The sequence below is a fragment of the Glycomyces xiaoerkulensis genome (assembly GCF_002798405.1).
In the GTDB taxonomy this organism is placed as follows: Bacteria; Actinomycetota; Actinomycetes; order Mycobacteriales; family Micromonosporaceae; genus Glycomyces; species Glycomyces xiaoerkulensis.
Genome location: NZ_PGGV01000015.1, coordinates 150,753 through 162,926, shown reverse-complemented (window position 1 = coordinate 162,926; position 12,174 = coordinate 150,753). Strand labels below are relative to the sequence as shown.

At 69.9% G+C, this 12,174-nt stretch carries 11 protein-coding genes; 10 read left to right on the top strand and 1 reads right to left on the bottom strand.

Annotated features, from left to right (window positions below):
* The first annotated feature begins 231 nt into the window (after positions 1-231).
* The 4 genes from CUT39_RS05590 (at position 232) to CUT39_RS05575 (ending at position 5,452) form a co-directional block, all read left to right on the top strand.
* Positions 232-435 carry a cold-shock protein gene (locus tag CUT39_RS05590; protein ID WP_100444979.1) on the top strand — a complete coding sequence of 68 codons (204 nt, stop codon included), beginning with the start codon at positions 232-234 and terminating at the stop codon, positions 433-435.
* Between the two features lie 137 nt (positions 436-572).
* On the top strand, positions 573-1,598 hold the full coding sequence (locus CUT39_RS05585) for a GNAT family N-acetyltransferase (protein WP_100444978.1): 1,026 nt from the start codon (positions 573-575) through the stop codon (positions 1,596-1,598).
* Between the two features lie 182 nt (positions 1,599-1,780).
* Positions 1,781-3,526, top strand: a complete 1,746-nt coding sequence (locus CUT39_RS05580) for a DEAD/DEAH box helicase (RefSeq protein WP_100444977.1) — start codon at positions 1,781-1,783, stop codon at positions 3,524-3,526.
* A gap of 135 nt (positions 3,527-3,661) precedes the next feature.
* A complete protein-coding gene (locus CUT39_RS05575; RefSeq protein ID WP_157930494.1) occupies positions 3,662-5,452 on the top strand; it encodes a serine/threonine-protein kinase in 1,791 nt (596 codons plus the stop codon).
* 4 nt (positions 5,453-5,456) lie between these two features.
* Here CUT39_RS05575 and CUT39_RS05570 read toward each other — a convergent pair whose 3' ends face one another.
* Positions 5,457-6,029, bottom strand: a complete 573-nt coding sequence (locus CUT39_RS05570) for a TetR/AcrR family transcriptional regulator (RefSeq protein ID WP_100444975.1) — start codon at positions 6,027-6,029, stop codon at positions 5,457-5,459.
* Positions 6,030-6,088: 59 nt separating this feature from the next.
* On the opposite strand from CUT39_RS05570, the gene CUT39_RS05565 reads away from it, so the two are divergent.
* The 6 genes from CUT39_RS05565 to CUT39_RS05540 all read left to right on the top strand — a co-directional run bounded on the left by CUT39_RS05565 (position 6,089) and on the right by CUT39_RS05540 (position 12,136).
* Complete coding sequence (locus CUT39_RS05565; protein WP_100444974.1) at positions 6,089-6,292, top strand: DUF3046 domain-containing protein; 204 nt, start codon at positions 6,089-6,091, stop codon at positions 6,290-6,292.
* A gap of 108 nt (positions 6,293-6,400) precedes the next feature.
* Positions 6,401-7,450, top strand: a complete 1,050-nt coding sequence (gene recA / locus CUT39_RS05560) for a recombinase RecA (RefSeq protein ID WP_100444973.1) — start codon at positions 6,401-6,403, stop codon at positions 7,448-7,450.
* Positions 7,425-7,961, top strand: coding sequence for a regulatory protein RecX (locus CUT39_RS05555; RefSeq protein WP_100444972.1), 537 nt, complete (start codon positions 7,425-7,427; stop codon positions 7,959-7,961). The genes recA and CUT39_RS05555 overlap by 26 nt, the downstream gene beginning before the upstream one ends.
* Before the next feature lie 146 nt (positions 7,962-8,107).
* Positions 8,108-9,706 (top strand): phosphoglycerate dehydrogenase, encoded by a 1,599-nt coding sequence (gene serA, locus CUT39_RS05550; protein WP_100444971.1) that lies wholly within the window; start codon positions 8,108-8,110, stop codon positions 9,704-9,706.
* Between the two features lie 144 nt (positions 9,707-9,850).
* Positions 9,851-10,888, top strand: coding sequence for a 3-isopropylmalate dehydrogenase (locus CUT39_RS05545; protein ID WP_100444970.1), 1,038 nt, complete (start codon positions 9,851-9,853; stop codon positions 10,886-10,888).
* Positions 10,889-11,038: 150 nt separating this feature from the next.
* A complete protein-coding gene (locus tag CUT39_RS05540) occupies positions 11,039-12,136 on the top strand; it encodes a branched-chain amino acid aminotransferase (protein ID WP_100444969.1) in 1,098 nt (365 codons plus the stop codon).
* The last annotated feature ends 38 nt before the right edge of the window (positions 12,137-12,174 follow it).

Genomic DNA, 12,174 nt, shown 5'->3' with positions numbered 1-12,174 from the left:
AGATCCCCAGTTCAGGGCCGCGAAATCAGGATCTCCGCGGCCGCTTCCGGTCACAACGGCCCGGAATTCCTGTAAAGTCCAGGAGCCACCTCGCGCAGGCCGCTGCCGAGGTGGAGCAGCGCCGGCAACGGCGGAATACCTCGGGCCGGGAACAGCAGGACGAAGTCGGTGCACCACCTTCCGAACTCCGGCCGCCGGTCCGAAAATCAACATCGCAAGGATAGTTTAGTAATGGCGCAAGGCACCGTTAAATGGTTCAACGCGGAGAAGGGCTTCGGCTTCATCGCTCCGGACGGAGACGGCCCGGACGTTTTCGTGCACTTCTCGGCGATCTCGGGGACCGGTTACCGTTCCCTCGAAGAGAACCAGCGGGTGGAATTCGACGTCGAGCAGGGCAAGAAGGGTCCGCAGGCCGCGAACCTGCACACCATCTAGCCCCCTCAGCTCTTGGGAACACGAAGCCGCTGCCCTTCGCTCGGAGGACAGCGGCTTCCAACGTCTCCCGGGACCGCCGAGCGGACGCGGCGCAAAATCGATTGCCCGGCCCGGGCCCACCGGCCAGACTGAATCCCATGAGGATCATCGAACTCGACCCGGCCGACGAGAACCTGGTCGCCGGCACCCTCGAAGTCGAGCGCGCCGCGCACGCCGTCGACCACCCCGAGGGACCCCCGCCCCACGAGGGCGTCTTCCGCAGGTCGCTCGTCCACCCGTCCCCGGACGAAGAGACCGTCCGCCTCATCGCCGTCGAGGACGGACGGGTCGCCGGCACCTGCAACGCCGAATTCCCCACCCGCGACAATCTGCACTTCGCCGGGGCGACCCTGCAGGTCCACCCCGACCGCCGCCGCCGCGGCATCGGCTCGGCCCTGCTGGAGCGACTGGTCGACCTCGCCCGGGGCAAAGGCCGCACCGAGATCACCATCGCCACACTCTCGACCTGGCAAGACGGCCCGGCCCGCAGCGAGGCCGGCCGGAAGTTCCTCGAGAAGCACGGCTTCACTCTCGCCCTCACCTCGGTCAACAGCCGCTGCGCGGTCGACGCGCTCGACCCCGACCGCGAGCGGGCACTCCTGGCCGTCGCGGCCGAGGCCGCCGGCGACGACTACGAGATCATCTCCTGGATCGGCCGCACCCCCGCCGAACTGGTCGACACCATGTGCCGCCTCGACTCCATGATCATCTCCGAGGTCCCGCTCGGCGAACTCGACCTCGAACCCGAGCAGATCGACGCCGAACTCAAAGAGGCCAAAGCCGTCCGCAACGAAGCGGTCGGCATCGTCCCGGTCACCACGATCGCGCGGCACCGCGCCTCCGGCGAAGCGGTCGCCAACACCGTCATCGGCGTGTTCGACGACCCCGACCACCGCCACGGCTTCCAATGGATCACCATCGTCGACCCCGGCCACCGCGGCCACCGGCTCGGTCTGCACGTGAAACTGGTGAACCTCCGGCTGCTGCGCGAACAGTTCCCGCAGATCCGCCGGATCTGGACCGACAACGCCGACATCAACTCCCACATGCTCGACATCAACACCACCATGGGGTTCGAGCCGGTCGACGCCGCACTCGAATACAAGATCACCCTCGACTCCTGATGGTGTCCCCACACACAAGCCGCCCATCGCAGTGGCGCCGTCGTTCCACCATCGGCTATTGTTCATAGCTGGCCCACAATGCGGCCCGAATTCAGGCGCGTCCCGCCCCATCACCGTCGGATCATGGTGAACCCGATATCCCGCGGAACGTGCGTCGTACATGTTCTCGCGGAAGGCGACCCATGACCACTGACCCGACCGTGTCGGATGCTGCCGTGCATCAGGCCGACACCCCCGACCACGACCCCGAAACCCCCGCACCCGAAGCCCAGGCGCCCGAGGACAAAGCCTTCACCGTCGAAACCGACCGAGTGAACACCGCCAACGACCGCCCCGGCTTCGAAGACCTCGGCCTGCCCGAGAAGATCACCGCCGCACTGGCCGAGCGGGGCCTGGTCGAACCGTTCCCGATCCAAGCCGCCACCATCCCCGACGCGCTCGCCGGCCGCGACATACTCGGCCGCGGCCGCACCGGCTCGGGCAAGACCCTCGCGTTCGGCCTGCCCACCCTCGCCCGCCTCGCCGGAGGCGGACGCACCGAACGCCGCAAACCCCGCGCGGTCATCCTCACCCCCACCCGCGAACTCGCCATCCAGATCGCCGACGCGCTCCAGACCTTCGGCGACGCGGTCGGAGTCGAGATGAAGGTCGTCTGCGGCGGCACCGCCTTCTCCCGCCAGATCGACGCGCTCCGCTCCGGAGTCGACATGCTCGTCGCCACGCCCGGCCGCCTCCGCGACCTGATCCGCCGCGGCGAATGCTCCCTGGAGAACGTCGAGGTCGCCGTCCTCGACGAAGCCGACCAGATGGCCGACATGGGCTTCCTGCCCGAGGTCGAAGAGCTCTACGACCAGCTCCCCGACGGCCAGCGCATGCTGTTCTCGGCCACCCTCGAGAAGGAAATCGACGTCCTCGTCCGCAAGTACCTGACCGACCCGGTCCAGCACTCGGTCGACCCCTCCTCCAGCTCGATCACCACCATGGCCCACCACCTCCTGCTCATCGGGCCGCGCGACAAAGGCACCATGACCGCCGCCATCGCCGGCCGCCCGGGCCGCACGATGGTCTTCGTCCGCACCCAACTGGCCGTCGACCGCATCGCCGACGAACTGCGCGAATCCGGCATCAACGCCTCCGGCCTCCACGGCGGCATGTCCCAGGCCGACCGCTCCAAGGTCCTCGACCGGTTCAAACACGGCAGGATCGACGCCCTGGTCTGCACCGACGTCGCCGCACGCGGCATCCACGTCGACGGCGTCGACATGGTCCTCCACGTCGACCCGCCCAAAACCCACAAGGACTACCTGCACCGCGCCGGGCGCACCGCCCGCGCCGGAGAATCGGGCATCGTGGTCACCCTGGTACTCCCGCACCAGAACCGCACCGTATTCAGCCTGCTGGAACGCGCCGGAGTCGAAGCCAAGCGCCACTTCGTCAACGACAACTTCGGCCCCGAACTGACCGAACTGCTCGGAGCGCGGAACTTCACCGACATGCGAGCCGCCTCCTCCGAACACCAGGCCACCCGCAGCGAAGCCGAGATCGGCCGCCTCGAACGCCACATCGAGCGCCTCAGAGAGGACATCGAAGGCCTCCGCGGCGAGGCCGCCCGCCTCCGCGAGCAGGCCGAACGCGAACTCATCGAGGGCCCGCCCAAACGCGACCGCCGCGGCCCCCGCCGCGACGGCGACCGCCGCGGCCACCGAGGCGACCGCCGCGGATACCGACGCGACGACCGCGGCGGACCCCGAGGCGACTCCCGAGGCCGCGACGACCGCGGCTACCGCGGACGCGACGACCGAGGCACACGCCGCGACGGCGACCGCCGCGGCTTCCGCGACGACCGCGGCGGCCACCGCGGCGACCGCCGCAGCTTCCGCGACCGCGACGGCCGCGGCAACAAGCGCGACCGCCGCGACCGCTGGTAACACCGACCCGACCACCGAGCGGCCGGGAAGAGCCACGCTCTTCCCGGCCGCTCGGCATTGCAGGGCACGCCTAAAATCGACCACGGACCCCGGTGCCTCCCAACCGACCCCACCCCGCAACAGAAAGCCACACGCGTGCCCGCCTCCACACCGGCCATCCCCGGATACCGCGACTTCGAGATCATCGCCCACGGATCGACCGCACTCGTCTACCGCGCCCTCCAAGAACGCCTGAACCGCACCGTGGCGATCAAAGTCCTCCTGGTCGACGACGAAGTCACCACCACCGCCTCGGTGGAGAAGGAACTGGCCACCACCGTCCGCGTCTCCGGCCACCCCCACATCGTGTCCATCATCGACACCGGAACCACCGGCGACGACCGCCCCTACATCGTCATGGAACACTGCGACGGCGGCTCCTACTCCACCATCCTCAAAACCCACGGCCCACTCGCCATCGACGACACCGTCGACGTCGGCATCAAAATCGGCCAAGCCCTCCACGCCGCCCACAACGCCGGCATCCTCCACCGCGACGTCAAACCCCAGAACCTCCTACGCGGCCAATACGGACCCGCGCTCGCCGACTTCGGCATCGCCCGCGCCCCCGAAACGCTCGCCACCACCAAGGCGATCGACATGCTCACCCCACTGCACGCCTCACCCGAAGCACTCCTGCGCCAACCCCAGACCCCCGCCTCCGACCTCTACAGCCTCGCCTCCACCATGTGGCAGCTCCTGGCCGGACACGCCCCGTTCGCCGACCCCGAAGGCGGCACCGACCCCGGACTCCACCGCGAACGCGTCACCGCCCCCACCCCGCCCCCGCCACTGCCCCGCGACGACGCCCCCACCTGGCTCCAGGACCTGCTGAACCGCGCGCTCGCCCGCGACCCCGCCCAGCGGCCCGACTCCTGCCAAGCCTTCGCCGAATCCCTCCAAATGGGCGCCCTCACCGGCCGCCTCGATGCCGACGACACCGAGCGGACCGTGGTCCTACCGCCCGAGGCCACGGCCCCCGCCCCGCAGGGACCGGCCCGGGACGGCACCACCGAACCGAACGCACCGTTCCCGTCGAACCGGACCGAACCCACCGTCCCGTTCGCGCCGCAACCGGCCCCGCCCGGCGCCGCCCCCACCCCGCGCCGCCGACCGCGCCCCACGCTCTACCCGACGCTCATCACCGCCGCCATCGCCGTCGTCGCCCTGCTCGGCGGCCTCGGCATCGCCTGGGCCGTCGCCGACCGAGACCAACCCGGCACCACCACCGGCGACCCGCAAACCGAAGCCGAAGCCGAGGCCGAATCCGAGCCCGCGGCCGACGCCGGAGCCGGATCGGGCGCCCCCGCCGAACCGATCGCGATCACCGGCATCGACGCCACCGCCTCCTCACTCACCGTCCGCACCGACGCCGAGCCCGACGCCCGCCGATGCACGCTCATCATCGACGCGCCCGGTCTCGAAGTCGCAGGCGACTGCGCCGAACTCACCGCCACCGGGCTCCACGCCAGCACCGCCTACGACCTCACCCTCGAACCCCACGACGCCGAACAGGACCCGCTCGAAGACACCGCCGCCACCGAGACCGTCACCGGCACCGTCGACTGGGACTGCCCCCTCACCCGCACCTACTGCGAATCGATCGACGCCCAGATCGGCATCGGTGCCGACCCCGAACGCACCGACACCATCGGCAACACCGTCGCCGGCGACCAATACCACCTCAACTGCTACGTGCGGACCGACACCGTCATCACCCCCCGCGGCGAGGAAGCCGACGGCTACTGGGACTACCACCCCGGCAAAGACGCCTCCGACCTCGCGATCCGGATCGAATACGACGGGCAGACCGGCTACATCCCGTTCGTGTGGCTCGTCATCGACCCCGACGACCTCAACTCCACCGGACCCCTGCCCGAATGCTGAACGCTCAGCGCCGCCGCACCGCGTCCTCGACCAGCCCCAGAATCCGCATGATGTCCAGATCCTCCCGGCCGGTCGCCAGATACCGCACCAACCCGTCGTACACCAACTGCAGGAACCCCGCCAGCACCTCGATATCCAGATCGGTGCGCAACACCCCGACCTCCCGCTGATGCTCCAACCGCTCCCGACTGGCCTCCGCGATCGCCTCCCGGCGCCGCCCCCACGCCTCGGCGAACTCCGGATCCGTCCGCAGACGCCGCGCCACCTCCAACTGCGTACCCAGCCAACCGGCCGTCTCCGGCTTGTCCGAGGCCGCGGTCAGATCCTGCATCACCCCCACCAGCCCCCGCTCGGCCACCGTCGCGGCCATCTCCGCCGCATCCACCGACGCCACCGCCAGGAACAGCGCATCCTTGTCGCGGAAATGGTGGAAGATCGCCCCGCGCGACAGACCCGTCGCCTCCTCCAACCGCCGCACCGTCGCCCCCTCGTAACCGAACCGGGCGAAGCAGGAGCGCGCGCCGTCGAGAATCTGCTGACGACGCGAGTCGAGGTGTTCTTGACTGACGCGAGGCACGCGGCAATCTTGCCATCCGGCGCCGGTAGCGGACCACCGTGTCGCCTACCGTGGTGACGATGAAACACAGCGACTTCTGGGAACGCATGGCGGCGACCTTCGGCGACGGCTACGCTCGCAGCGTCGCCGCCGACCATACGCTCGACATGCTCGGCGGCCGCACCGTCGACCAGGCGCTCGCCGACGGCACCGGCACCAAGGAAATCTGGATGGCCGTCTGCCGGACCTGGCCCGACCGCGTCCCCGAAAGGCTGGTCCGCTGAACCGGTGCCTCCGGCCGCGTTCGAACAGGCCGTTGCCCTAGGTTGTCGGCCCGGGGGACTACCGTATTCCGCATGGCGAAGCAATCAGGCTCCAGGGGAGGCAGCGGCATGAACTCCGCGCAGGACAAGTCCAAGGCGCTCGATCTGGCGCTGGCCCAGATCGACAAGCAGTTCGGCAAGGGCTCGGTCATGCGGCTGGGGGAGAAGCCCAAGCAGACCGTCAAGACCATCCCGACCGGCTCCATCGCGCTGGACGTGGCGCTCGGGGTCGGGGGTCTGCCCAGGGGCCGCGTCGTAGAGCTATACGGACCGGAGGCGTCCGGAAAAACGTCTCTTGCCTTGCACGCCATGGCGAACGTGCAAGCCGATGGCGGGGTCGCGGCGATGATCGACGCCGAGCACGCGCTCGACCCGGTATACGCCGAGTCCATCGGCGTCAACGTCGACGAGCTCCTGGTCAGCCAGCCCGACACCGGCGAGCAGGCCCTCGAGATCGCCGACATGCTCATCCGCTCCGGCGCGGTCGACCTGGTCGTGGTCGACTCCGTGGCCGCCTTGGTGCCGCGCGCCGAGATCGAGGGCGAGATGGGCGATTCGCACGTGGGCCTCCAGGCCCGCCTGATGAGCCAGGCGCTCCGCAAGATCGCCGGCGGCCTCCACAACACCGGCACCACCGCGCTCTTCATCAACCAGTTGCGAGAAAAAGTCGGTGTCATGTTCGGGAGTCCTGAGACAACAACGGGCGGAAAGGCTTTGAAGTTCTACGCCTCGGTCCGTCTCGACGTCAGGCGGATCGAGACGCTCAAGGACGGCGGTGAGGCCGTCGGCAACCGGACCCGCGTCAAGGTCGTCAAGAACAAGGTCGGCTCGCCGTTCCGGCAGGCCGAGTTCGACATCCTCTACGGAGTCGGCATCTCCAAGGAGGGCTCGCTCATCGACATGGGCGTCGAGCACGGCATCGTCAAGAAGTCCGGCGCCTGGTACACCTACGAGGGCGACCAGCTCGGCCAGGGCAAGGAGAAGGCCCGCACCAACCTCAAGGAGAACCCCGACCTGGCGCTCGAGATCGAGAAGCGGATCAAGGAGAAGCTGGGCGTCGAGGCGGGCGACCCCGCCGCCGGGGAGACCGAGAGTGAAGAACCCGCGGTCGACTTCTGACCCGCACGACCCCGAGGCCGCCCGGCAGTACTGCCTCAAGCTGCTGTCGGGCCGGCCCAGGACCCGCGCCGAACTCGGCGAGGCCCTCCACCGGAAAGGCTTCGACGAAGACATCGTCGCCGGGATCCTGGAGCGCTACGCCGAGGTCGGCATGATCGACGACGCCGTCTTCGCCCGAGCCTGGGTCGACTCCCGGCACCGCGCCCGGGGCCTCTCCAAGCGCGCGCTCGCCGGCGAACTGCGCCGCAAGGGCGTCGACACCGAGCACGTCGACGCCGCCGTCGAGCAGGTCAGCGACGACGACGAACGCGACGCCGCCCTCGACCTCGCCCGCCGCCGCTACCGGTCCCTGGTCGGCCAGGACCCGCAGGCGGTCCTGCGTAAACTCGTCGGCATGCTCGCCCGCAAGGGCTACGGCGCCGGCGTCGCGATCCCGGTCGTCAAGCAGGTCCTCGCCGAGGCGGAGTCCGAAGCGGCCGAGCTGCTGGACGACGACGCCCACTTCGAGTGACGCCCGCGGCGGATGAGACGGATGTTCCATGATGCGGAACACCGTCGGTCGGTGAGGAGAGGTTAACGCGTTCGACATACCATTGGCCGCGACGACGCAGCGCCGCGCCCGGTCCTCCGTCTATTCCTTACCTTTGCGAGGTATCCATGACCGAATCCAAACCCGTCGTGGTGGTAGCAGACCCACTCGCGCCCGCAGCGATCGAAGTCCTCTCCAGCGACTTCGACGTCCGGGAGATCGACGGAACGGACGCCGGCTCCCTCCACACCGCGCTCGCCGACGCCGAAGCCGTCGTCGTCCGCTCGGCCACCACCATCGACGGCGCCGCGCTGGAGGCCGCGCCCAAGCTCAAGGTCGTCGCCCGCGCCGGCGTCGGGCTCGACAACGTCGACCTGCCCGCCGCCACCGAGCGCGGCGTCATGGTCGTCAACGCGCCGACCTCCAACATCGTCTCGGCCGCCGAGCAGGCCATCACGCTGCTGCTCGCCAGCTCCCGGCACACCGCCCGCGCCGACGCCTCGCTCCGCGAGGGCCGCTGGGACCGCAAGAAGTTCACCGGCGTCGAGATCCACGGCAAGACCCTCGGCGTGGTCGGCTTCGGCAAGATCGGCCAGCTCGTGACCACCCGCATGCAGTCGTTCGGCATGAACGTGGTCGCCTTCGACCCCTACGCCCAGCCCTCGCGCGCCGCGCAACTGGGCGTCAAGCTCGTCGGGCTCGACGAGCTGCTGGCCGAGTCCGACTTCATCTCGGTCCACCTGCCGAAGACTCCCGAGACCGCCGGGCTCATCGGCACCGAGGCCCTGGGCAAGGTCAAGCCCGGCGTCCGCATCGTCAACGCCGCCCGCGGCGGCCTGATCGACGAGGCCGCGCTCCTGGAGGCCCTCCAGGACGGGCGCGTCGCCGCGGCCGGGCTCGACGTGTTCGAGACCGAGCCGTGCACCGATTCGCCGCTGTTCGGCCTCGACAACGTCGTGGCCACCCCGCACCTCGGCGCCTCCACCCGCGAGGCCCAGGACAACGCCGGGCTGGCCGTGGCCAAGAGCGTCAAGCTCGCCCTGTCGGGCGAGTTCGTGCCCGACGCGGCGAACGTCCAGGCCGGCGGGGTCGTCGCCGAGGACGTCCGCCCGCTGCTGCCGCTGGCCGAGCGCCTCGGCCAGACCTTCACGGCGCTGGCCGGAGCGGCCGTCCAGTCGGTCACCGTGGAGGTCCGCGGCGAGGTCGTCGACAACGACGTCACCGTGCTGCAACTGGCCGCCTCCAAGGGCCTGTTCGCCGACGTGGTCGACTCGGTCACCTACGTCAACGCGCCCCTGGTCGCCGAGCAGCGCGGGGTCGAGGTCGGCCTGTACACCTCGGCCGAGTCGCCGGAGTTCCAGACGCTGGTGACCCTGCGCGGCGCGCTGGTCGACGGCAGGAGCCTGACCGTGTCGGGCACGATCAGCCCCACGCCGCAGGCGGCGCTCCGCCTGACCGAGGTCGACGGCTTCGAGCTCGACATCGACTTCGACGGTTCGCTGCTGTTCCTGCGCTACACCGACCGGCCCGGGGTGGTCGGCCTCATCGGGGGCTCGCTCGGCGACCTCGACATCAACATCGCCGCCATGCAGGTGGCCCGGAAGGCCGCCGGCGGTGACGCGTTCATGGCGATGGCGACCGACGCGCCGGTCCCGGGCGAGGTCCTGGGCCGCGTCAAGGAGTCGGTGGGGGCCGCGACCGCGAACGCGGTCACCCTCCGGGACTGATTCCAACTGCTGAGAGTCGATAGTCGGAATGCGGGACGGATGCGTTATGGTGAACGCACCCGCCCCGCATTCCCTTTGCTTCCCTGAAGGGGTGCGTTCGCGGCCACCGAGTCGTTCACGGAACCAATCCTCCAGAGAGGCAGCATGAGCAGGATCGCGGTCATCCCCGGTGACGGGATCGGGCAAGAGGTCATCGCCGAGGCCCGGAAGGTGCTGGATGTGGCGCTGCCGGGCTACGAGGCCACCGAGTACGACCTCGGTGCCCGCCGCTACAACGCCACCGGCGAGGTCCTGCCCGACGACGTGCTGTCGGAGCTGGATGAGCACGACGCGATCCTGCTGGGCGCCATCGGCGACCCGTCCGTCCCGCCGGGCGTGCTCGAGCGCGGGCTGCTGCTGCGGCTCCGGTTCGAGTTCGACCAGTACGTGAATCTGCGTCCCAGCCGCCTGTACCCGGGCGCGGCGACGCCGCTGGCCGACGTCAAGCCCGGCGACATCGACTTCGTGGTCGTGCGCGAGGGCACCGAGGGCCTGTACGCGGGTGCCGGCGGGAACCTCCACGAGGGCTCGTCGGCCGAGATCGCCACCGAGGAGAGCCTGAACACGCGCTACGGCGTGGAGCGGGTCGTCCGCGACGCCTTCGAGCGGGCCAAGCGCCGCCGCGGCCACCTGACGATGGTGCACAAGACCAACGTGCTGGTCCACGCCGGCGGGCTGTGGCAGCGCGCCTTCCGCGACGTCGCCGAGGAGTACCCGGAGGTCACCACCGAGTACCAGCACGTCGACGCCGCCGCGATGTTCCTGGTCAGCCGGCCGCACGACTTCGACGTGATCGTGACCGACAACCTCTTCGGCGACATCCTCACCGACATCGCCGCCTCGGTCACCGGCGGCATCGGGCTGGCCGCCTCCGGTTGCGTCAACCCCGATCACACGCACCCTTCGACGTTCGAGCCGGTCCACGGCTCGGCCCCCGACATCGCCGGTCAGGGGATCGCCGACCCGATCGCCGCGATCTCCTCGACTGCGCTGCTGCTCGACCACATGGGCCGCTCCGATGCGGCGGCCGCGGTGAACGCCGCGGTCGAGCGCGAGCTGGCCGGGCGCGAGTCCGGCCAGAAGGTCAGCACCGCCGAGGTAGGCGAGCGAGTAGCCGCCGACGTCGCCGGAGCGCTGAGCTGACGAGCCACCTGCTCTGACGCGCCCGGCGAGTGACACTCGCCGGGCGTTTTCATGTCGTTCCCACCGGACCACGACGTGCCCGGCTACCTGAACGAGCGGTAAGTTGGGCAACAGACCGATACTCACAGGCATTGACCGAAGGAAATTTCCATGACCAGCGACGGTCTTCCCGACCTGCGGCGCGAGCCGCACCCAAACCCGATGCCGGACGCCGAACGCGAGCGGCTCATCGCCGACCCGGGATTCGGGACCATCTTCACCGACCACATGTTCACCATGTCCTACACCGAGGGGCGCGGCTGGCACGACGCCCGCCTCGGGCCGTACGAGCCGCTGAGCCTCTCGCCCGCGTCGGCGGCCCTGCACTACGCGCAGGAGATCTTCGAGGGCCTCAAGGCGTACCGCTATCCGGACGGCGGCATCGGCCTGTTCCGGCCCGACGCCAATGCCCGGCGCCTGAACGTCTCGGCCGACCGGATGGCGATGCCCCACCTGCCCGAGCAGTGGTTCATCGACTCCATCCGCGAGGTGCTGGCCGTCGACGCCGCGTGGGTGCCCAGGCAGGAGGAGGCCAGCCTCTACATCCGGCCGTACATGTTCGCCTCCGAGCAGTTCCTCGGGGTGCGACCGGCCAAGGAGTACCGGTACCTGGTCATCGCCTCCCCGGCGGCGGCCTACTTCAAGCACGGCCCGAAGCCGCTGACCCTGTGGGTGTCCGAGGAGTACAACCGGGCCGGGCCGGGCGGCACCGGTGCGGCCAAGTGCGGCGGCAACTACGCCGCGAGTCTGCTGCCGCAGTCGGAGGCGATCGACCACGGTTGCGACCAGGTGGTCTTCCTCGACGCGGTCGAGTACCGGTACGTCGACGAGCTCGGCGGGATGAACCTGTTCTTCGTCTACGAGGGCGACCGGGTCATCTACACGCCCGAGCTGGGCACGATCCTGCCCGGCATCACCCGCGACGCGATCTTCACGCTGGCGGCCGAGGCCGGCTGGGAGGTCCGCGAGACTCGGTACTCGCTCGACCGCTGGCGCGAGGACGCCGAATCGGGCGCCTTGACCGAGGCGTTCGCCTGCGGCACCGCCGCGGTCGTCACTCCGGTGGGGACGGTCAAGAGTCGCGACGGCGAGTTCCGGATCGCCGGCGGCGAGGCCGGCAAGTTCACCATGGAGTTGCGGCGGCACATCCTGGATCTGCAGCACGGGCGCGCCGAGGATACGCACGGCTGGACGCTGCGGGTCGCTTGAGGCCGCATATCGGTCGAACCGCAGGCGGGTCCCGGCCC